We start from the raw sequence: 20,310 nt of genomic DNA on the forward strand, positions 1-20,310 counted from the left end.
GTGAGTAGGGCAGTAAGGCAATAGGAATTTTCCACCTGGCCACGCTGCCCTACTGCCCTACTGCCTTATTGCCCTCGCGACCCTGCTGACAGGCGCTCAACTTCGATGACCCCTTCTCTTCGCACCGAAAACCTGACAATACGCTTCGGCGGGCATGCCGCGGTGAACGATGTCACCTGCGCGTTTCAGCCAGGCGAGCTGACGGTCATCGTGGGGCCGAACGGCGCCGGCAAGACGACGTGGTTCAACCTCGTGTCGGGTCAGCTCACGCCAAGCGCGGGGCGCATTTTCAAGGGCGACGAGGAAATCACCCGGCTTTCGCCGTCGGCTCGCGCCGGCATGGGGATTGGCCGCGCCTTCCAGCTCACCAGCCTGTTTCCGAAACTCTCCGTGGAAGAAAATGTGCGGCTTGCCGTGCAGGCGAACCACAAGGCCGGTTTCCAGATTTTCCGCCGCGCCGCAGCGCTGACCGAGCTGCGTGACGCAGCGCATGAGTTTCTCGCCCGCGCCAGACTTCAGAACGTGGCGCACCTGCCCGCGGCGACGCTGCCGCATGGCGACCAGCGCAAGCTTGAAGTGGCGATGCTGATGGCGATGCAGCCCGACATCTACATGTTCGACGAACCGACCGCCGGCATGTCGGTGGACGAGGCGCCTGTCATTCTCGACCTGATCGCCGAGATCAAGAAGGACAGCTCGAAGACGATCCTGCTTGTCGAGCACAAGATGGATGTGGTGCGCGCACTCGCCGACCGTATTGTGGTGCTGCACAATGGCGAGCTGATTGCCGACGGCAAACCCGACGAGGTGATGGCGCTGCCGATCGTGCGCGAAATCTATCTCGGCATTTCGCAGGAGAAAGCGGCATGAGCGACGCGATCCTGCGGCTCGACGATGTGCACACCGACATCGCGCAATACCGTATTCTGCACGGGGTGAGCTTCGATGTGCCGGAAGGCGGCGTGCACGTGCTTCTTGGCCGTAACGGCGCCGGCAAGACAACGACGCTGCGCACGATCATGGGGCTCTGGCGGGCACGCTCCGGCGCCATCGTCTTTCGCCATCACGACATCACGGCGGTTCGCACGCCCGACATTTCGCGGCTGGGCATTGCTTATGTTCCGGAGAATATGGGCATTTTCGGCGGACTGACGGTCGAGGAAAACATGCGGCTGGCCTCGGCCACCGGCGCGTTCGACGCAGCAAGGCTCAAGCGGATCTACCAGCTGTTTCCGGCCATGGAAAAGTTCTGGGACAAGCAGGCCTTCGCGCTTTCGGGCGGCCAGAAACAGATGCTGGCGATTTCGCGGGCGATCATCGAGCCGCGCGATCTCATCCTGATCGACGAGCCGACCAAGGGGCTGGCGCCGTCGATCATCAACGCGATGATCGAGGCATTCCAGGAAATCGGCAGGGATACGACCATCCTGCTGGTGGAACAGAATTTCCATTTCGCCCGCTCGCTGGGGCGTGGCGCGACGGTGATCGACGACGGGCGGATAGCCTGGAACGGCTCGATGGAAGAACTCGCGCACGACGAAGCGCTGCAAACGCGGCTGCTCAGCCTTTCAATGGCGGAGGCGCATTGATGGACACGCTGAACGCAACCTTTTCGCGGCTGGGCGGCGTCTATCTCCTCCCCGTCATCATGGGCGTGCTGGCTTTCGTGCTGATCGGCAGCCCCTCGACCTGGGTAACGCTGACGGTTGCCGGGCTCGCAATGGGCATGATGATCTTCCTCATGGCGTCCGGCCTGTCGCTCGTGTTCGGGCTAATGGACGTTCTGAATTTCGGCCATTCTGCCTTCGTATCCTTCGGCGCCTTCATCGCCGCTTCGGTGCTGGCCGCGCTTGGCTCCTGGCTGACGGGATCAAGCGTAGCGCTCAACATGATTGCGCTGATCATGGCGATCTGCGCTGCAACCGCCTTCGGTGCGGCGGCGGGCTGGTTTTTCGAGCGCGTGATCGTGCGGCCGGTCTATCGCGACCATCTGAGACAGATCCTGATCACGATGGGCGCGCTGATCGTGGCCGAGCAGCTTCTGCTCGCCATCTGGGGCGGTGCGCCGGTATCGGTGGCACGACCGGCGGTGCTGGAAGGTTCCTTCGTCTTCGGCACGATAGCCATCGAGATCTACCGCGTGTTCGCCTTCCTGCTCGGGCTCCTCGTCTATGTCGCGCTTTATCTCGTGCTCAACCGCACGCGCATCGGGCTCCTGATCCGGGCCGGCGTGGAAAACCGCGAGATGGTGGAAGCGCTCGGCTTCCGCATCGACCGGCTCTTCATCGGCGTCTTCATGGCGGGCTCCGCGCTGGCCGCGATGGGCGGGGCGATGTGGGCCGGCTATCAGGGGCTGATCACGCCGGCACTCGGCGGCGAGATGCTGATCATCGTCTTCATCGTCGTCATCATCGGCGGGCTGGGTTCGATCGAAGGGTCGCTGCTCGGCGCGATCATGGTGGGGCTCACTGCAAACTATGTGGCGTTTCTGATGCCGAAGCTGGCGCTGGCTTCCAACATGCTTCTCATGATGGCGGTGCTGCTGTGGCGGCCCTATGGCCTGAAACCGGCGATCAAGGGGTGAGAGAATGATCAGCCAGCCCCTTGCGAATGATACCATTTCAGCGCCCGGGATGAGCAAGGCCCGCACCGGGCGCATGATCGTCTATGCGATCGTCGGGCTGATCGGGCTGGCGCTTTTGTTCGCGCCGTTCCTTTTCCCCGAAGTTCGCAGCCAGGAAGTGGCAGCGCGTATCTGCGTCTTCATCGTGCTCGTTGCGAGCTACGACCTGCTGCTCGGCTACACCGGCATCGTCTCCTTCGCACACACGATGTTCTTCGGCCTCGGAGCTTATGGCGCGGCGATAGCATTGAAGACGATGGGGCGCGGCTTCGACGCGATCCTGCTCGGCGGTGCGGCCGGCGTTGCGGCAGCACTTGTGCTCGCGATCCTGATCGGGCTTCTGTCGCTGCGCGTGAAGGCGATCTTCTTTGCCATGATCACACTTGCCGCGGCCTCGGTGATGCTAGTGCTGGCCAGCCAGCTCTCGGACTTCACCGGCGGCGAAGACGGAATGACCTACCAGATCCCGCGCTTCTTCTCGCCTGCCACCAAGCTGCTGACCGACGCCGACGGCAAGGTGTTGCGTATCTTCGACGTGGCGCTCGATGGCAAGATCGCGCTCTACTATTTCGTCTTCCTGACTTCGCTGGCACTGTTTCTCGTCATGGCGCGCATCGTCGCCTCGCCGCTCGGCACCGTGCTCGAGGCGATCCGCGAAAACGAGCTGCGAGCAGAAGCAATAGGCTACCGCGTCGTGCTTTACCGCACCGCGATCTTCTGCATCGCCGCCGTCATCGCGGCACTCGCCGGCATCGTGCGGGCGGTGTGGCTCAAATATACCGGGCCGGAGGTGGCGCTTTCCTTCGCCATCATGATCGACATTCTGCTCATGGTCGTGATCGGCGGCATGGGAACACTGATCGGCGCGATTATCGGCGTCGTGATCATGAGCCTCGCGCAGTTCTATCTGAAAGACCTGATGCAGGTGGCGGCGGACGCGACGAGCGGCGTTCCGCTGTTGCCCGAACTGCTGAACCCCGACCGCTGGCTACTTTGGCTCGGCGTGCTTTTCATCCTTCTCGTCTATTTCTTCCCGGCGGGCATCGCCGGCACACTGCTCGGCAAAGGCGGCACGAAATGACCCAGCCGAAATCGACCTATATCCCGGCGGCAGGTTTCGAAATCCATGTGACTGAGTGGGGCAAGCCGTCGAATCCCGCACTGGTGATGTGGCACGGACTGGCGCGCACAGGCCGCGACTTCGACGAGGCGGCACAAGCGCTCAGCGACAGCTATTTCGTGATCTGCCCAGACACCCCCGGGCGCGGCCTCTCGAGCTGGGCCAAGGACGCCTCGACCGACTATTCGTATGCGCGGTTTGGCGACGCTGCCATCGAACTGTTCGATCATTACGGCATCGACAAGATGCGCTGGGTGGGAACCTCGATGGGCGGGCTGATCGGCGTGACCCTTGCCGGCGGGCGGCTGAAGGATCGCATCACCCATCTCGTGATCAACGATATCGGTCCCGACATTCCCGAGGCCGCCACCGGGCGCATCGCCGACTATGTCGGCAATCCGCCGGCCTATGACACAATGATCGAGATGGAGACCTGGCTGCGCTCAAACTATGCGCCGTTCGGTCCCAATTCCGATGCCTTCTGGCGGCGGATGGCTGACACGTCGGCACGGCGGATGAGCGACGGCCGCATCACGGTGCATTACGACCCGCAAATCGTGACCCAGTTCACCTACCACAAGGCCGATCTCGACGTGTGGGACGCTTACGACGCGATTGCCGCCAGGACGATGCTGTTCCGCGGCATGATATCGGATGTGCTGCCGGCGAGTGTGGCAGCGCAGATGCAAGCGCGCGGGCCTAAGCCCGAACTTCACGAATTTGCCGGCGTCGGCCACGCGCCAACGCTGGCAACCGACAAAGAGATCAGGCTGCTGCGGGACTTTCTCGCCAGCTAGGCGCAGCTCAATTGCCGAGCAGAATGTCGAGGATCGATGTCACCCGGCTGCGCGGCGGGGCGGTTTCGTTTTCGCCCACGGCCTCGGGTGGGATGGATGCCGTGCGATCACTTGAAATGAGCGTGCCGATATCGTCGCGGCGCGCGAAGTTCGGCTGGACAGCCGCGCCGGACCAGCCCGGCAGGGACGCGACGGGAATGCCGCTATGGGCAGCGGCCATGTAGTCGTGCCATGCCTGTGCGGGAAGCGAGCCGCCGGTGACCTTCTTCGTCGGCGAATTGTCGTCGTTGCCGAACCAGACGCCGGTCGTCAGATTGGCGGTGAAGCCGACGAACCAGACATCGCGCGAGCTTTGCGTGGTGCCGGTCTTGCCGGCGGCGGGCCAGCCGAAATAGGCCTTGCGGCCGGTGCCTTCTTCCAGCGTGCGCGACATCATCGTGTTCATCATGCCAACGACGCGGGCATTGACGACGCGCGGAATGCCGCCCGAGCGGCGCTGCCACAGCACCTTGCCTTCAGGCGTCGAGACCTTCTCGATGAAATGCACGAATGGCCGGTAGCCGCCATTGGCAAACGGCACGTAGGCGGCGGTGAGTTCCAGCGGCGTTACTTCCGATGTGCCGAGCGCAATCGAGGCGTTGTTGTTGAGATCGGATTCAATGCCCATGCGATAGGCAGCTTCGATGACGCTCTTAGCGCCGACCTGGCTGACAAGGCGCGCAGCAACGGAGTTCAGCGACCGCGACAGCGCGAAGGAGAGCGAGACATCGCCATAATATTTGTCGTTGAAGTTTGACGGCGACCATTTGCCGATGCGCACCGGCGCGTCGCGCACCATGGTGTCAGGCGTCATGCCGTTTTCGACAGCGGCCATATAGACGAACGGCTTGAAGGCGGAGCCCGGCTGGCGGCGCGCCTCGGTCGCGCGGTCAAACTGGCTGTTGGCATAGTCGTAGCCGCCGACCATGGCGCGCACCGCGCCGGTATTGTCGAGCGAGACCAGCACGCCCTGACTGACATGCAGCTTCTTGCCGTTTTCATCGATCAGCCGGCGAATGGTATTCTCGGCGACTTTCTGCAGGCCGAAGTCGAGCGTCGTTTCGACCACCACATCGCTGGTGATTTCACCAATCAGGCCCGGAAGCTCCTCCATTACCTTGTCGGCGACGTAGTGCTCCGCGCCTGTCCAGAACGCAGTTGCCCGCGTGGCCGGCGCGCTCATCGCCGTAGTCATCTGGCTGTCGTCGATCATGCCGGAATCGCGCATGGCCTGCAGCACGACCTGCGCCCGCTTTTCCGCAGCCTTGGGGTCGCGGGCGGGCGAAAGTCGCGACGGTGCTTTGAGAAGTCCGGCCAGAAGGGCCGCCTCCGACAACGAAACGTCGCTGGCAGGCTTATCGAAGTAGCGGCGCGAGGCCGCCTCCACGCCATAGGAGCCCGAGCCGAAATAGACCCGGTTCAGATACATTTCGAGGATTTGCTGCTTACTGTGCTTGTGCTCCAGCCAGATCGCGAGCAGGACTTCCTGAACCTTGCGCTCGACCGTACGGTCGGGCTTCAGAAACAGGTTCTTGGCCAGCTGCTGGGTGATAGTGGAGCCGCCCTGCGAGATGCGCCCCGTAGTCAGGTTTTCGAATACCGCGCGGGCAAGGCCGATCGGATCGATGCCGAAATGGGAATGGAAACGGCGGTCTTCGATCGCGATGACGGCTTCCGGAATGTAGGGCGACATTTCGTGCAGGCCGACGGCTTCGCCGCCGGTCATGCCGCGATTGGCGACCAGCGTGCCGTCGACGGAGACGATGCGCACATTGGGCGGGCGGTCAGGGATTTCCCAGGTCGTCATGGACGGCATCTGGGCGCCATACCAAAGCACAACCCCGGCAGCAGCGATGCCTGCCCAGATTCCGAGCACAACGCACCAGTAGGTGACCGTCTTCAAAAATCCGAACAAGCCGCCGCCACGTCTTGTGCGGCGGCGCGAGCGGGCGGACGAACCCGACTTCTTGCGCGGCCGGCGCGCCGGGGCCGCGCGCCCGCGCGCACCAGCGGAGGCCGACGATGGCCTGGTGCCGCGTCCAGGCACATCCAGCCGCGGCTCGATCCTCGTGCGGGGCTTCTTTCTACGTGTCATGACATCCCTTGCAGCATCGCGCGCGATACGCACGAAACGCCGTCCCTCGGCGAAATTAGGGCGACCTGTTTAAGGGGGCGTTAAGCTTAGCGGGTGCGGCCTGACCCGGCGTTAACGGAAACGGCACGCGCCACGGCTAGAATCGCGCGACAGAAATGCCCGCAGGAAGTCATCGAAATGTCAGCGTCCGAAAGCTCCCGCATACCCTGGGTCGATACGGCAAAAGGTATCTGCATCATCATGGTCGTCATGGTGCACGCGACGCTTGGCGTGGAGGTCTATGCCGGCGCCGAAGGCTGGATGGGCAAGGTCGTTTCCTTTGCCCGGCCCTTCCGCATGCCGGACTTTTTCCTGATTTCGGGGCTTTTCCTCGGTCTGGTGATCGACCGGCCCTGGCTGCGCTACATCGACCGTAAGGTCGTGCATTTCGCCTATTTCTACGTGCTGTGGCTGACCATCCAGTTTGCATTCAAGGCACCCGGCATGGCGATGGAGCAAGGGCCCCTCTACGCGCTGTCAGCCTATGCCGAAGCTTATATCCAGCCCTTCGGCACGCTATGGTTCATCTATATCCTGCCGCTGTTTTTCCTGGTGGTGAGACTGACCAAGACCCTTCCCGCCTGGCTCGTGCTTGCATGGGCTGCGGCGCTTGAAATACTGCCCGTCGAAAGCGGATGGATCACCTTCGACGAGTTCTGCGGGCGCTTCTTCTACTTTTATGCCGGCTACCTGTTTGCCACGAACATCTTCGCAATCGCCGACTGGGCACGCGAAAACGCCGGCAAAGTTCTCGCCTTCATCGCCGTGTGGGCGCCGTTAAACGGCATTCTTGTCTTCACGCCGGCGCCGGAAGCACTTGCCCTATTCGTTCAGCCGGATATCGGCCATTCCGGCGCGACGGGCGGCATCGCCGAACTTCCATTCGTATCCATCATGCTGGCCAGCGCGGGCATTTTCGTCGTGATCAGCGTTGCGGCGCTGATATCAGGGCATCGCTGGAGCGCCTGGCTAACCTGGCTCGGCGCGCATTCCATCGTCGTCTATCTGGCGTTCTTCCTGCCCATGGCGGTGACGCGCACGGTGCTGCTGAAGACGGGCATCATCGCCGACATCGGCACGATCTCGCTGCTGACAACAATCGCTGCGGTGGCCGGTCCGGTCATTCTCTACGCGATGGTGAAATGGAGCGGCTACGGTTCGTTCCTGTTCGAGCGGCCGGACTGGGCCAAGATCGACCGTCCCAGCAATCGATCCGACAAGTTGCAGCCAGCGGAATAGCTGGCGCGCCAAAGCAGAGGATGCAACCTTGACCACAGCGTCCGCGACCGCGTTCCGCTATCCGGCCTACCGCATCGCCCTGCATTGGGGCGTTGTCGTACTGATCCTAACGCAATGGCTGACATCGGGTGCGATTCACAGGACGCACGGAACACTGCTGCCACCCTCTGCCACCGACCTTTTGCTCCACGCCATTCACAACTACTCCGGAATGACGATCGGACTGCTCGTCGGTGTCCGCGTTCTGCTGCGCATTTTCCGGCCCGTGCCGGCGCCGTCCGGGCAGCCACAGATGCTACAGCGCTTGTCCGGAGCTGTTCATTGGGGATTGTATCTTTCCCTGATGGCGCAAGCCGCAACAGGTTTTGTGACGGCCTATCTGTGGGGTGGTGCAGGCCAGGTCCATGTCCTGTTGTGGAATGTCACCTTGGCACTGGTCGCCATTCACGCCGGGGCGGCACTTCTGCACGCCGTGCGGCTGGACGGTGTGCTTTCGCGCATGCTGCCGGCGTTTGCAGGGTTGCGCATGCGAGCCAGCGAGGCAGATCCCGGCTGAGCCACGCGGCTACCGGGCTCTCTAGCTGTGGGCGAAGATGTCTTCTTCGTCCCAGCCCATCAGATCGAGTTTCGCCCTCGTGGGCAAAAAGCGGAAGCAGGCGTCGGCCTCCTTCGCCCTGCCCTCGCGCTCCAGCCGCTCCACCAGCACATCGCGCAGCCGGTGCAGATAAAGCACGTCGGACGCGGCATATTCCAGCTGTTCGGGGCTCAGCGTTTCTGCCGCCCAGTCAGACGATTGCTGTACCTTGGACAGGCTGATGCCGAGTAATTCCGAGCAGATGTCCTTGAGGCCGTGGCGGTCGGTGTAGGTGCGGGTCAGCCGCGAGGCGATCTTCGTGCAGAACACCGGCTGCGGCATGACGCCAAAGGTGTGAAAAAGCACTGCCAGATCGAAGCGGCCGAAATGGAACAGCTTGGTCACCTTCCGGTCGCGCAGCAGGCTGACGAGGTTCGGAGCCTTCTTCTGCCCCCTGGATATCTGGATCACGTCGGCGGTACCGTCGCCCGGCGAAATCTGGACGACACAGAGCCGGTCGCGCAGCGGGTTAAGCCCCAATGTCTCGGTGTCGATCGCAACCGCATCGACATCATAGTTTGCGAGGTCGGGCAGGTCGTGGCGATGAAAACGAATCGTCATTGGGCAGCTCCGGCTTGGTTGTCGGCCTGATTAGCCGGATGCCGGGCACGGAGCAATGCGCACAGACCTTTCAATCCTTTTCGTTCAGGTTCGAAATCAGCCGCTGGAGTACGGAGAGGGTCGTCGCCATCTCTTCACGCGAAATTCCGCGCCCGGCGCGGCCGATCATGGCTTCGACATGGCCAAGCATGCGCGGGAAGAGGTGCTCGGCTTGCGCCGACAAACCAATCAGGGTGCGGCGGCGATCCTTTTCATCCGCCGCGCGTGTCACCAGCCCCTTGCCGGAAAGCGTGTCGAGAAAGCGTGTCACCGTCGTGCGATCGCGCATTGTGAGCTCGGCCAGAGCCCCTACCGTCAGCGGCCTACGCTCCCGCAGCACCATCAGCAGGGCCCATTCCTCCGGCGTGATGTCGATCCCGTCCGCCGCGAAGGCGCGCTGAAGCTCGGCGCGGAAGAGGAAGGCGGCGCGGTTGATCCAGTATGGCGGCTTGTCGACAAATGAGTTCATAGCTATTATGTGTATATTACACCTATTTGGCGGACTGATACCGCCAAACTGCTGAAAGCGGGAAAAAATGACAAACCACGACCTCGTCAGACTGAAAGATGCCGGCACTTTTCCAAAGGTTTCGCTCACGGAACCCAACGGCCGGGGTTATGTGCTGCTTGCGGGCGAAGTCGATCGCCGTCCGCCGATCGGCTATTTCATCGAAAGCGCCGCCAAGAAGCGCCTGATCGCCGACATCAAGGCGCTGCTTCCGACGCTGAAAACGCATGCCGCTGTCGAGGAAGCGACCCTATTCAAGGCGCTGCTCATTCCGCCAGGACGCGGAGCTTTTCTCGAGAAGCGGCCAGATGTGCATATTGCACGGTATGACGTTGCGCTTCTGGTAAGGGTCACGACGCCGGAAGAAGCGGCCACAGTGGCTGCGCTGCCTGAATTCGCCGCCATTGAAGCCCGCATGAACGAGGCGGCAAAACACTGCTACCGCATGGTGGGCGCCAATCTAAGGCGCATCGGCGAGGTGGATCACAGCCGAGACGGAGTGTTCCTTCTCAACTATTTCTTTGCTGCCGACGAAACCCAGAATCTGGCCGTGTGGGATTACACGGCCGGCTGGTTCCAGGACCAGACCGGCCTCGACAATTCGGTGCTGACGCGGCCACTCGACCAGCAGGGTGCACGGTATACGATCATCAATCACTGCCGGTGGGACAGCCTAAGCGACATCGTGCCCTCGCTGCTCTTCAAGCGCAGCTTCGGCCGCTATGTGCTGGCGCATTTCGAGGCGAACGATACCGCCGCAATTCCCATCCTCTACCGGCTGGCCTGACCCGGCCTACGACGCGATCGCATCCAGAATGCGCGCCCAAGAGCGCTGCCCCTTGTGGAAGGACGTGACGTTGTACTTCTCATTGGGCGAATGGATGCGGTCGTCATGGAGACCGAAGCCGACCAGCAGCGAATCCATGCCGAGCATCGACTGGAAGTCGCCGACAATGGGAATAGAGCCGCCCATCGCAATGGTGAGCGCGGGTTTGCCCCATTCGTCGGAGAGAGCGGATTTCGCGCTTGTTACCATCGGCGAATCGAATGCCAGCTGAATGGCAGGCCCGGAGCCGTGCTTTTGAAACTCGACCCGGCAATCGGCCGGCAGGCGCTGCTCGACGAAGGCGCGGAACGCGGCCCTTATCTTCTCCGGGTCCTGCTGGTGAACCAGCCGGAACGACACCTTGGCCGACGCCTTTGCGGCAATGACGGTCTTGAAGCCGTCGCCCTCGTAGCCACCGGAGATGCCGTTGAACTCGGCCGTCGGCCGCGCCCATACGAGTTCCAGAACGGACCGGCCCTTTTCGCCGGAAGGGACCGAAAGTCCAATCTCGCCGAGAAACTTCTCGGCTGTCATGCCGAGCTTGTCCCAAGACTGCTTGACCTGGACAGGCGTTTCCTCGACGCCATCGTAAAAGCCGGGGATCGTGACCCGTCCCGTCTCGTCATGCATGTCGGCCAGGATTTTCGCCAGGATGCGGATCGGGTTGGCCGCGGCGCCGCCATATTCGCCGGAATGCAGGTCCCGGTCGGCGGCATGGATCGTGATCTCCTCGCCCACGAGGCCGCGCAGCCCGGTGGTGATGGCCGGCGTCTGTGCGTCCCACATGCCGGTGTCGCAGACCATGGCAAAGTCGGCCTTCAGCTCATCCGCATTGGCCTTGAGAAACGGGTGCAGCGACGGCGAACCGGACTCCTCCTCGCCCTCGAAGAGAAGCGTCACCCGGCAGGGGAGAGAGCCGTGGACCGCCTTGTAGGCGCGGCATGCTTCGACAAACGTCATAAGCTGCCCCTTGTCGTCGGACGAACCGCGCCCGGTGATGACACGCACGCCATCGACCTCCTTCACCGCCGGAACAAAGGGATCGTCGTTCCAAAGCGACAGCGGATCGACCGGTTGTACATCGTAATGTCCATAGAAAAGAACGTGCGGCGCATCAGGCCGCGGGCCGTCATGGTGACCGACGACCATGGGGTGGCCTTCGGTATTGCGCACGCTTGCTTCGAAACCGATCGACTTCAGGTCTTCCGCGAGCCATTCGGCTGCGGCGCGGCATTCGGACTTGAAGGCCGGATCGGTCGAAATCGAAGGGATGCGAAGCAGTGCAAAAAGACGTTCGAGACTGGCGTCCAGATCGGTGTCGATCCGGGCGAGGACGGAAGCGAGTTCGGACATGAAATTTCCTCGGAATGCAGGAGCGTAGAATTGCTGGCGATCCTATCTCCGGCTGACGGGAAAAGGAAAGGCGGTAGCAGCTCGGCCGGAAAATCAGGCGTCGGCGAATTCGAGATCGACGATGGCAACCAGTGCAGCGAAGACGACCGGCTCAAGATGCTCCTCGCGTGCGCCGAGTTCGCCTGCTCCCTCAGACACGAACACCCAGTCGTGGGTCGCAAGAAGCCCCTTCAGCCGACCGACCATACCGGCGGACCTTTGTCCGCCGCGCGGCAGCCGCACGAGTTGGCCAAGCGGTTTGTCGCCCGCAAGGCAAAGATAGGTGCAATTGCTGCCGTTGAGGACCGAACGCAATATTTGCCGGGAGACCGATGCAGGGTCCACGAACTCGGCGAGCACGTCATTCTGCGCGGAGGTCAGCCGGATACCGGATTTCAACCCGCCGCGCCGCGAAGCAACAGCGACAACCGCGCCGCCGGCGTCGATGAGACGCCACGTCCCCGGCTCGCGCGCCGACCAATCGACCGTCAGGGCCTGCCCGTCGGCGCCGCGGCATTGCGCACCGCCCCCCAGATGCGGCTTTTCGAGGTCGAAAACGATGCGCGGCTCCGCAATCTGGCCGTTCACATCGGAACAGACAGCGTACCGGACCGCAATGCCGGCGGGCAGATCCGCCGCGCCGGACCGCTGTTTCAGAAAACGGAGATGTGTTGCCATCAATTTATGCTCCGCCGGACAATTTTCGCGCCGAATATGCCGGGAAATGGCAAGATTTCCGTTAAGCAGCACAAGCGTATCGAACAAAAAAGTGCCGCCGTGGTGGAGGGGGAACCACGGCGGCGTTACTTCAAACTGGACGGCAGCCCGGAGAGGGGGATGAGGCTGCCGTCTTAGATGTCCGGGTAGGCGGGGGACGGGCCTATGTCCGGACCCGGCGAAAATTGCCGATGACTAGGATTTGTGACTGCGATGATGGCGATTCAAGGGCGTCAACATTACAGTTGTGTAACGAAGGCGTGAGCATGCTGCACTGCGTCAGGAGCGTTGTCAGGAACGGCTCTTAGCAATGGACACAGCGGCGAGCGCAGGCTACCCCTTCGCCCCATGGCAAAAGGCGATCATCTCTTCCTCATTGACGGTTCCGGCTACATTTTCCGCGCATACCACGCGCTGCCGCCGCTGACCCGCAAATCCGACGGCCTGCCGGTGGGCGCGGTGTCCGGCTTCTGCAACATGCTGTGGAAGCTGATGCTCGATGCGCGCAACACCGATGTCGGCGTCGTGCCGACCCATCTGGCGGTGATTTTCGACTATTCGTCGAAGACGTTCCGTCATGAAATCTATTCCGACTACAAGGCGAACCGCTCCGAGCCGCCGGAAGACCTCATTCCGCAGTTCGGGCTGATCCGCGAGGCGACCAAAGCCTTCAACCTGCCCTGCATCGAGCTGGAAGGATTCGAGGCCGACGACCTGATCGCCACCTATGCCCGGCAGATGAGCGAAGCGGGCGGCGACACCACGATCATCTCTTCAGACAAGGATCTGATGCAGCTCGTGACCGACCATGTCGGCATGTACGATCCGATGAAAGACCGTGAGATCGGCATTTCCGAAGTGATGGAGAAATGGGGCGTCGGGCCCGACAAAATGATCGACCTGCAGGCGCTCACCGGCGACTCGGTCGACAATGTACCGGGCGTACCCGGCATCGGCCCGAAGACAGCGGCGCAGCTGCTGGATGAATATGGCGATCTCGACACGCTGCTTGAGCGCGCCGGTGAAATCAAACAGCAGAAACGCCGCGAAAACCTGATCGAACACGCCGAAAAGGCGCGCATTTCGCGCGAGCTGGTGCGGCTGAAAATGGACGTTCCGGTCAAGGAGACGATCGACCAATTCGCGCTGCAGCCGCCTGACGGACCCAAGCTGATCGGCTTTTTGAAGACGATGGAATTTTCCTCGCTGACCCGGCGCGTTGCCGAGGAAACGGGCGCGGAAGCCGGCGAGATCGACCCGGTGCAGGTGAAAGTGGAGTGGGGCAGCGACGCGCACGGCCCAGATGTCGGCTCCGGCAATACCGAAAACACAGCCGACGGCGATGGCGCCAACACGTCCGGCGAAAAGGAATATGCGCCGGCGGCCCTTGCTGCGAAGCGGGCTGAGCAGATCGTTGCGCAGGACGTGGATAACGCTGGATACGAGACCGTGCGCGACGTCGACACGCTGCAGAAATGGGCGGAGGAAGCGCGGGAGCTCGGGCATTTTGCGTTCGATGTCGAGACCACGTCGCCCGATCCCATGCAGGCCGAGCTGGTCGGTTTCGCGCTGGCGATCACACCCGGCCGCGTGGCCTATGTGCCGCTGGCGCACAAGGACCGCGACAGCGATTTGCTCGGCGGCGGGCTGGTGGACGGCCAGATAGCGGTGCGCGATGCGCTTGCCGTGCTCAAGTCGGTGCTTGAGGACCGCTCGATCCTGAAGATCGGCCAGAACCTCAAGCAGTATCTCGTCGTGATGAACAGGCATGGCATCGACATCGTCAACTATGACGACACGATGCTGCTGTCCTATGTGACCGACGCCGGCTCGGGCGGGCAGAACATGGAAGCGCTCGCCGAGCGCTGGCTCGGCCACACGCCAACCGCGCTCAAGGAACTCACAGGCAGCGGGCGCAGCGCGGTCACTTTCGACCTGGTGGCGGTAGACAAAGCCGCCGCATACGCAGGCGAAATCGCCGACGTTACGCTGCGGCTGTGGCTGGCGCTCAAACCGAGGCTGATCTCGAAGGGGCTGGCGAGCGTATATGAGCGCCTGGAACGCCCCCTCGTCAGCGTGCTTGGCCGCATGGAACAGCGCGGCATCTCGGTCGACCGGCAGATCCTGTCGCGGCTTTCGGGCGAATTCGCACAGAGCGCGGCGGCGCTGGAAGACGAAATCTACGAGCTTGCAGACGAGCGCTTCACCATTGGCTCGCCGAAGCAGCTCGGCGATATTCTGTTCGGCAAGATGGGGCTTCCCGGCGGCAGCAAGACCAAGACCGGGCAGTGGTCGACCTCCGCGCAGATACTTGAAGAGCTGGCGGCAGAAGGGCACGAGCTGCCGCGCAAGATCGTCGACTGGCGCCAGGTCACCAAGCTGAAATCGACTTATACGGACGCCCTGCCCGACTATATCAACCCGCAGTCGAAGCGCGTTCACACATCCTATGCACTGGCCTCGACCACGACCGGACGGCTTTCATCGTCGGAGCCGAACCTGCAGAATATTCCGATCCGGACAGTGGAAGGCCGCAAGATCCGCGCCGCCTTCATCGCAGAACCCGGCAACAAGCTGATCTCGGCCGACTACAGCCAGATCGAACTGCGCGTGCTCGCCCATGTGGCCGACATTCCGCAGCTCAGGAAAGCGTTCGAAGACGGTGTCGACATTCACGCGATGACGGCATCCGAGATGTTCTCCGTACCTGTGGAAGGCATGCCGCCGGAAGTGCGCCGCCGCGCCAAGGCGATCAATTTCGGCATCATCTACGGCATTTCGGCTTTCGGCCTTGCAAATCAGCTCGGCATCGAACGCTCGGAAGCGAGCGACTACATCAACAAATATTTCGAACGCTTTCCCGGCATTCGCGACTACATGGAAAACACCAAAGCGTTCTGCCGCGAGCACGGCTATGTGGAAACGATATTCGGGCGACGGGCGCATTATCCCGAAATCCGCGCGTCCAACCCGCAGCATCGCGCATTTTCCGAACGCGCTGCGATCAACGCGCCGATCCAGGGCTCGGCCGCCGACATCATCCGCCGTGCGATGGTGCGTATGGACGCCGCTCTCGACAACGCCAAGCTGACGAACGTGCAGATGCTGCTGCAAGTGCATGACGAACTGATATTCGAAGCGCCCGAAGCGGATGTGGAACCGGCCATGCCCGTGATCCGCGACATCATGGAGAATGCCGCAATGCCGGCAATTTCCATGGCGGTGCCGCTGCATGTCGACGCCCGCGCCGCCGACAACTGGGACGAGGCGCACTAGACGGCCAGATGTTCGCATTCGACCCCGCCTATCTGCCGGTCATCGCGTCCTTTGCGCTCACCTCGTTTCTGATCGAGCTGACGCCTGGGCCGAACATGGCCTATCTGGCGCTGGTTGCCTCCTCGGAGGGCCGGCGGCCGGGCTTTGCGACGGTAGCCGGGGTGGCGCTCGGGCTTGCAGTCATCGGCGCGCTGGCCGCGTTCGGCGTGGCGGAGCTGATACAGGCATCGGACGTTGCCTATGACGCGCTGCGCTGGGCAGGAATTGTGTTTCTGCTCTACCTCGCATGGGACGGCTGGCGGCAAGGCACCGACGTTGTATCGCCAACCGGCCAGTCAGACCGGCGCTATTTCATGCGCGGGCTGGTGACCAACATTCTGAACCCGAAAGCCGCTGTGTTTTATGTCGCCGTGCTGCCGACCTTCATTGAGCCGGCTCTCCCAATCATGCAGCAGACGATGCTGCTGACAGCGGTCTATGTGCTTGTGGCAACTTTAATTCACGCAGGCATCGTAGCTGCCGCAGGTGCACTGGAGCCCCTGCTCAACGATCCCCGGCGTGAAATGATGGCGCGACGCACACTTTCCCTGCTGCTTGCCGCAGTCGCCATCTGGTTCGGCTGGTCCACGGCGCGGTAGCGGCGGCGGCGCCTCCCCAATCCCGCCCCATTCCTGTAGAAGCTGAGCACGGCTTGGGTTTCTTTGGGTTGGGAGATTTGAATGAGAATCGGGATTTGTGCGCGCACGCTCGCGGCCACCGTGACGCTGCTTGCCGGCGGGGCGGTGCTGACTGACGCGGAAGCGCGCACCAACCGCGCCGTTCTGGTTGCGGTGACCAAATATCCGAACGTACAGGGCGCCGACCTCGTCGGCCCCAACAACGATGCCCAGCTCGTGCGTGAATATCTTACCACCAGCGCGCCGGTGCCGTTCGCGCCCGAAAACGTGACCGTGCTTGCCGACGGGCTCGAAGGTGCGACGATCTCGCCGACACGGCAGGCCATTCTCGACGCGCTGGCCGAAGCCGCCGCGAAATCCGAGCGCGGCGACTTCGTTTATCTGCATTTTTCCGGCCACGGCATCCAGCAGCCCGCTGCGGATGTGACCTCAGAGCCAGACGGGCTGGACGAGGTGTTCCTGCCCGCCGACATCGCACCCTGGGTCGACCGTTCCAAGGGCATTCCTTCGGCCTTTCCCGATGACGAAATAGGTGCGGCGGTGCAGGCGATCCGCGACAAGGGCGCGTTCGTGTGGATCGTCATCGACGCCTGCCATTCGGGCACGGCGACACGCGCGCTCGACGGCGACGTGACCAACCGCAAGATCGATCCCGATCAGCTCGGCATTCCCGAACAGGCCTTTACGGATGCGCTGAAAGAAGCCGCCGGTGCATCCACCCGCAGCCTGGAGCGCGAGGAAACCCGCGCGCTGGCACTTTATGCCAAACAGACGGCCGGCGATGGCGATGCCTCGCCAACCGGCGCGGAGGCTATCGCGCCCGGCGGCATGGTGGCGTTCTTCGCCGCCCAGACCGTGGAGACCACGCCCGAAATGCCGCTGCCGCGCGGCAGCGAGGATGCAAAAAAACTCGGCCTCTTCACCTACACGCTTTTTTCCAAGCTCGCACAGAACCCTGCCATGAGCTACCGCCAGCTCGGCCAGAGCGTGATGCAGGAATACGCCGCGCAAAACCGAACACGCCCGACGCCGCTGTTCGAAGGCAATCTCGACACGCCGGTGTTCGGCACGTCGAGTGGCGAATTCGTGCAGCAATGGCGCGTAAAGATCGAGCCCAGCGGCATGACCATTCCCGCCGGCACCCTGCACCGGCTGGCGCCAGGCACGCGGCTTGCGCTGCTCAATTCGCCGGCCGACGCCATAGAAGACGCGATCGGTTATGCCGAGGTGCGCTCCGCGCAGTCGCTCACGGCAAAGCTCGGCACGGTGGAATTTGCAGGCAATGCAAGGATCAACCCCCGCGACGTTCCAGACGGTGCCTATGCGCGCCTGACAGAAGTAGCGTTCGACACCGAACTGGTGGTTGCGCGCCCGGCGGCGAGTTCGACGTTTGCCGGAGAAGTAGCGGCCAGCAACCGATTGCTCGATGAAATTGCCGCCAACGAGGACACACCGGTCAAAATCCGCCTTGTCGACCCCGAGGACGATGCCGACCTGAAGATGGCGGTTCTCAGCGAGCAGGACGTTGCGCTGCTGGTGGCCGACGCCGGACCGGGTGCCATGTCGGCGACAATCGACACCGGCACACGCAACGCGATCAGCGACGCGCCGCGGCTGTGGTTCCTGCCGCCGACGGCAGAGATTTCGCTCATGGAAGGCCGCCGCCCACCCTCGATCGGGCTGCAGGGCAGCACGCAGGAGGGTCTCAAGACCGAGGTTGCCGACAATCTGACCCGGATATTCCGCGCCACCAACCTCGCGCGTCTCGCAGCCGCCAACAATTTCGACGACAGCGAGTTCGAGGTCGCGTTCAAAGTGAAGCCAGCGGAAAGCAACGAACTGGCCCCCCTGGAAGCAGCGACCACACCGGTGGTGCATCCGGGCGACCAGGTGCATCTGGAAGCACATAACCGCTCCGGGCGTCCCGTCGATATCAACGTACTCTATATCGGTTCCGACTATTCGATCAGCCATATGTATGCCGAGCGGCTGCATGACGGCGCAGACGTCGAGCTGCCGCTGCTTCAGTTCAACGACGAGAGCTTCGGCGTAGAGCGCATGGTGGTGGTGCTGACGGAAGGAACCGCAATCACCACCACGGAAGACCTGAGCTTTCTCGCTCAGGAAGGCGTGCGCGTGATGACGCGCTCGGCGGCGCATCCGGAAGGCTTTGCAGGCCTGCTGCGCGACATTGGCGATGCGCCCTCGACACGCGGAGCGATGAAGCTTGGCCAGGCGCCCGCTTCGAAGGGTGCGGTGCTGATCTACCCGCTCGAGAATAAGCCAACCGAATAATGAGCAGCCTGCCGCCGCTATCCAAAAGTCGCGGCGGCGGCTATTTTCACCGCAGCAGCCGCAACCGGACGAAATCGAATGCTGAGACGAACGATTGCCGCATCGCTTTCGCTGATGCTCGCCGGCGCCCACGCAAGTGCGGCGGCAGAGCAGGCATGCGGGCTTTGCGCGAAATCGGTCGTCATTAATTCCGCGCTGGCCAGCTGTTTCCTGGAGCAATACCCGCTGCTTGAAAGCCGTTCGGCTGCGACAGTGGCAATCAATCTCGAAGACTGCGAAGAGGAACGCGGCGTGGTGGCTGCACTCAAGGGCCCCAGCGCGGCCGGCTCCGCGCAGCCAAGCCGGAAGTTCTTCCTGTCCCTTTCGCAGCTTGTGTGTCTGAAGCGAAAGCTGGAAGACCCGGAAACGGAGCTCGACCCCTCCGCGCAGATCGATCTCGGGGATTGCTGATGACGAGCCTCGGGCCCGCCACCGCGCAACAAATGAGCCGGCGCGCATCGCAGACCGAACCGGATTCCGATCTGGAAAACGGCGACGACAACCCCTTCAAATCCCGTGACTGGCGCGTCTGGTCCTATGCCTGGTCCGGCTTCGCGGTGCGCGTGCTGATCATCGTCGGCGGCATTTTCTCGGTGCTGCAATATCTCGACACGCGGGAGGAAAACCGCGTCGAGCGCACGCTGCAACTCATCGAGCTATGGGAGAAGCCGGAGTTTCAGGCCGCGCAGCAGGCGATCGGCGAACGGCTCGATGCGCTCAACGCCCAGTTCGGCGAATTGCTCGACAAGAATGCGACCGCTGCGGAACGCGCCGTCTATTTCGACCGCCTCGGCGTGGCGGCGATGCAGTCCGATGGCGGCACGATGCCAGCCGATACGTTCCAGGCGCATTTCGACCGCATGCTCTATTTCCTCAACCGCATGGCCTTCTGTGTCGATGGCGGCTTGTGCTCGAAGGAGGTCGTGGACGGATATTTCGGCGATTTCGCTTCGTCGTTCTGGGCATATTTCGGCGGCTATATCACCGAGCAGCGCGGCGGCGTGGCGCCGAACTACGGCGCGCCGCTGGAAAAATATGTCGCGAGCCTGAAGGGCTAGGAGCCAGCTCCGATTCAGACATGGGTCATGGCTGACCTACTGTGCTGGTTCGGCTGACCCCGCCTTCTCCAAATGAGCTAAGATTCGGAACGCCAATCCGAATATGAACGCCCACCAAAACGCGCTGGCCAAGATATCCAGAGCGCCGATTGCATATGTGGCAATCAGCGTTTGATTGAAGGTCCATGAATTCTCGACCGCGATGCTCGCAATATATTCGAATCCGAATTTCGACAGGAAGCGCCAGCCGACGTCACATATGGCGGAGGCAATCCCAAGCGGGATGAACTTCTCGGCCAGCCAATCCTTCATCCGCACCTCCTCCGTGTTCTCACG

At 62.4% G+C, this 20,310-nt stretch carries 19 protein-coding genes; 13 read left to right on the forward strand and 6 right to left on the reverse strand.

Annotated features, from left to right (window positions below; genetic code table 11):
• Positions 1–105: 105 nt before the first annotated feature.
• From EP165_RS03555 to EP165_RS03575, 5 genes are read left to right on the forward strand one after another with little or no spacing between them, the layout of a single operon-like run.
• Entirely contained in the window at positions 106–870 is a 765-nt protein-coding gene (locus EP165_RS03555) for an ABC transporter ATP-binding protein (protein WP_127520163.1), read from the forward strand.
• Complete coding sequence (locus EP165_RS03560; protein WP_127520164.1) at positions 867–1,589, forward strand: ABC transporter ATP-binding protein; 723 nt, start codon at positions 867–869, stop codon at positions 1,587–1,589. Before EP165_RS03555 ends, EP165_RS03560 begins: the two co-directional genes overlap by 4 nt.
• Positions 1,589–2,584 carry a branched-chain amino acid ABC transporter permease gene (locus EP165_RS03565; protein ID WP_127520165.1) on the forward strand — a complete coding sequence of 332 codons (996 nt, stop codon included), beginning with the start codon at positions 1,589–1,591 and terminating at the stop codon, positions 2,582–2,584. The genes EP165_RS03560 and EP165_RS03565 overlap by 1 nt, the downstream gene beginning before the upstream one ends.
• A 4-nt stretch (positions 2,585–2,588) precedes the next feature.
• A complete protein-coding gene (locus EP165_RS03570; protein ID WP_501981645.1) occupies positions 2,589–3,704 on the forward strand; it encodes a branched-chain amino acid ABC transporter permease in 1,116 nt (371 codons plus the stop codon).
• Positions 3,701–4,540, forward strand: coding sequence for an alpha/beta fold hydrolase (locus EP165_RS03575; RefSeq protein ID WP_127520166.1), 840 nt, complete (start codon positions 3,701–3,703; stop codon positions 4,538–4,540). Before EP165_RS03570 ends, EP165_RS03575 begins: the two co-directional genes overlap by 4 nt.
• 7 nt (positions 4,541–4,547) lie before the next feature.
• Here EP165_RS03575 and EP165_RS03580 read toward each other — a convergent pair whose 3' ends face one another.
• Positions 4,548–6,674: a transglycosylase domain-containing protein gene (locus EP165_RS03580; RefSeq protein ID WP_127520167.1), complete on the reverse strand. Its 2,127-nt coding sequence runs from the start codon at positions 6,672–6,674 to the stop codon at positions 4,548–4,550.
• A gap of 177 nt (positions 6,675–6,851) precedes the next feature.
• Between EP165_RS03580 and EP165_RS03585 the strand changes: the two genes are divergently transcribed.
• Together EP165_RS03585 and EP165_RS03590 are read left to right on the forward strand one after the other, a co-directional pair.
• Positions 6,852–7,952 carry an acyltransferase family protein gene (locus EP165_RS03585; RefSeq protein ID WP_127520168.1) on the forward strand — a complete coding sequence of 367 codons (1,101 nt, stop codon included), beginning with the start codon at positions 6,852–6,854 and terminating at the stop codon, positions 7,950–7,952.
• 28 nt (positions 7,953–7,980) lie between these two features.
• Positions 7,981–8,508 carry a cytochrome b gene (locus EP165_RS03590; protein WP_127520169.1) on the forward strand — a complete coding sequence of 176 codons (528 nt, stop codon included), beginning with the start codon at positions 7,981–7,983 and terminating at the stop codon, positions 8,506–8,508.
• 21 nt (positions 8,509–8,529) lie between these two features.
• Here the strand turns inward: EP165_RS03590 and EP165_RS03595 are convergent, their stop codons facing one another.
• Complete coding sequence (locus EP165_RS03595; RefSeq protein ID WP_127520170.1) at positions 8,530–9,147, reverse strand: ribonuclease D; 618 nt, start codon at positions 9,145–9,147, stop codon at positions 8,530–8,532.
• A 70-nt stretch (positions 9,148–9,217) separates the two neighbouring features.
• The gene (locus tag EP165_RS03600) at positions 9,218–9,655 is read right to left on the reverse strand and encodes a MarR family winged helix-turn-helix transcriptional regulator (RefSeq protein WP_127520171.1); all 438 of its coding nucleotides are present in this window, start codon (positions 9,653–9,655) and stop codon (positions 9,218–9,220) included.
• 67 nt (positions 9,656–9,722) lie between these two features.
• On the opposite strand from EP165_RS03600, the gene EP165_RS03605 reads away from it, so the two are divergent.
• Positions 9,723–10,481 carry a hypothetical protein gene (locus tag EP165_RS03605; RefSeq protein ID WP_127520172.1) on the forward strand — a complete coding sequence of 253 codons (759 nt, stop codon included), beginning with the start codon at positions 9,723–9,725 and terminating at the stop codon, positions 10,479–10,481.
• Between the two features lie 6 nt (positions 10,482–10,487).
• On the opposite strand, the gene EP165_RS03610 is transcribed toward EP165_RS03605, so the two are convergent.
• Positions 10,488–11,873, reverse strand: a complete 1,386-nt coding sequence (locus tag EP165_RS03610) for a dipeptidase (RefSeq protein ID WP_127520173.1) — start codon at positions 11,871–11,873, stop codon at positions 10,488–10,490.
• A 93-nt stretch (positions 11,874–11,966) separates the two neighbouring features.
• Positions 11,967–12,590: a hypothetical protein gene (locus EP165_RS03615; protein ID WP_127520174.1), complete on the reverse strand. Its 624-nt coding sequence runs from the start codon at positions 12,588–12,590 to the stop codon at positions 11,967–11,969.
• Positions 12,591–12,977: 387 nt separating this feature from the next.
• Here EP165_RS03615 and polA point away from each other — a divergent pair, with 387 nt between their 5' ends.
• The 5 genes from polA to EP165_RS03640 all read left to right on the forward strand — a co-directional run bounded on the left by polA (position 12,978) and on the right by EP165_RS03640 (position 19,974).
• The gene (gene polA / locus EP165_RS03620) at positions 12,978–15,905 is read left to right on the forward strand and encodes a DNA polymerase I (RefSeq protein ID WP_127520175.1); all 2,928 of its coding nucleotides are present in this window, start codon (positions 12,978–12,980) and stop codon (positions 15,903–15,905) included.
• Positions 15,906–15,913: 8 nt separating this feature from the next.
• Positions 15,914–16,543 (forward strand): LysE family translocator, encoded by a 630-nt coding sequence (locus EP165_RS03625; protein ID WP_127520176.1) that lies wholly within the window; start codon positions 15,914–15,916, stop codon positions 16,541–16,543.
• 81 nt (positions 16,544–16,624) lie between these two features.
• Positions 16,625–18,877, forward strand: a complete 2,253-nt coding sequence (locus EP165_RS03630) for a caspase family protein (RefSeq protein ID WP_127520177.1) — start codon at positions 16,625–16,627, stop codon at positions 18,875–18,877.
• A 78-nt stretch (positions 18,878–18,955) separates the two neighbouring features.
• Positions 18,956–19,327: a hypothetical protein gene (locus EP165_RS03635; protein ID WP_127520178.1), complete on the forward strand. Its 372-nt coding sequence runs from the start codon at positions 18,956–18,958 to the stop codon at positions 19,325–19,327.
• Positions 19,327–19,974: a DUF4760 domain-containing protein gene (locus tag EP165_RS03640; protein ID WP_127520179.1), complete on the forward strand. Its 648-nt coding sequence runs from the start codon at positions 19,327–19,329 to the stop codon at positions 19,972–19,974. The genes EP165_RS03635 and EP165_RS03640 overlap by 1 nt, the downstream gene beginning before the upstream one ends.
• A 36-nt stretch (positions 19,975–20,010) precedes the next feature.
• Here EP165_RS03640 and EP165_RS03645 read toward each other — a convergent pair whose 3' ends face one another.
• Positions 20,011–20,286: a hypothetical protein gene (locus EP165_RS03645; RefSeq protein ID WP_127520180.1), complete on the reverse strand. Its 276-nt coding sequence runs from the start codon at positions 20,284–20,286 to the stop codon at positions 20,011–20,013.
• Between the last annotated feature and the right edge of the window lie 24 nt (positions 20,287–20,310).

This window comes from Mesorhizobium sp. Z1-4, assembly GCF_004000235.1.
Classification (GTDB): Bacteria; Pseudomonadota; Alphaproteobacteria; order Rhizobiales; family Rhizobiaceae; genus RCIO01.

Coding starts and splice junctions, on each gene's coding strand:
- EP165_RS03585 (WP_127520168.1), top strand. CDS start 6,852: ATGTCAGCGTCCGAAAGCTCCCGCATACCCTGGGTCGATACGGCAAAA.
- EP165_RS03555 (WP_127520163.1), top strand. CDS start 106: ATGACCCCTTCTCTTCGCACCGAAAACCTGACAATACGCTTCGGCGGG.
- EP165_RS03625 (WP_127520176.1), top strand. CDS start 15,914: ATGTTCGCATTCGACCCCGCCTATCTGCCGGTCATCGCGTCCTTTGCG.
- EP165_RS03575 (WP_127520166.1), top strand. CDS start 3,701: ATGACCCAGCCGAAATCGACCTATATCCCGGCGGCAGGTTTCGAAATC.
- EP165_RS03605 (WP_127520172.1), top strand. CDS start 9,723: ATGACAAACCACGACCTCGTCAGACTGAAAGATGCCGGCACTTTTCCA.
- EP165_RS03600 (WP_127520171.1), bottom strand. CDS start 9,655: ATGAACTCATTTGTCGACAAGCCGCCATACTGGATCAACCGCGCCGCC.
- EP165_RS03615 (WP_127520174.1), bottom strand. CDS start 12,590: ATGGCAACACATCTCCGTTTTCTGAAACAGCGGTCCGGCGCGGCGGAT.
- EP165_RS03565 (WP_127520165.1), top strand. CDS start 1,589: ATGGACACGCTGAACGCAACCTTTTCGCGGCTGGGCGGCGTCTATCTC.
- EP165_RS03640 (WP_127520179.1), top strand. CDS start 19,327: ATGACGAGCCTCGGGCCCGCCACCGCGCAACAAATGAGCCGGCGCGCA.
- EP165_RS03560 (WP_127520164.1), top strand. CDS start 867: ATGAGCGACGCGATCCTGCGGCTCGACGATGTGCACACCGACATCGCG.
- EP165_RS03595 (WP_127520170.1), bottom strand. CDS start 9,147: ATGACGATTCGTTTTCATCGCCACGACCTGCCCGACCTCGCAAACTAT.
- polA (WP_127520175.1), top strand. CDS start 12,978: ATGGCAAAAGGCGATCATCTCTTCCTCATTGACGGTTCCGGCTACATT.
- EP165_RS03635 (WP_127520178.1), top strand. CDS start 18,956: ATGCTGAGACGAACGATTGCCGCATCGCTTTCGCTGATGCTCGCCGGC.
- EP165_RS03630 (WP_127520177.1), top strand. CDS start 16,625: ATGAGAATCGGGATTTGTGCGCGCACGCTCGCGGCCACCGTGACGCTG.
- EP165_RS03645 (WP_127520180.1), bottom strand. CDS start 20,286: ATGAAGGATTGGCTGGCCGAGAAGTTCATCCCGCTTGGGATTGCCTCC.
- EP165_RS03610 (WP_127520173.1), bottom strand. CDS start 11,873: ATGTCCGAACTCGCTTCCGTCCTCGCCCGGATCGACACCGATCTGGAC.
- EP165_RS03570 (WP_501981645.1), top strand. CDS start 2,589: ATGATCAGCCAGCCCCTTGCGAATGATACCATTTCAGCGCCCGGGATG.
- EP165_RS03580 (WP_127520167.1), bottom strand. CDS start 6,674: ATGACACGTAGAAAGAAGCCCCGCACGAGGATCGAGCCGCGGCTGGAT.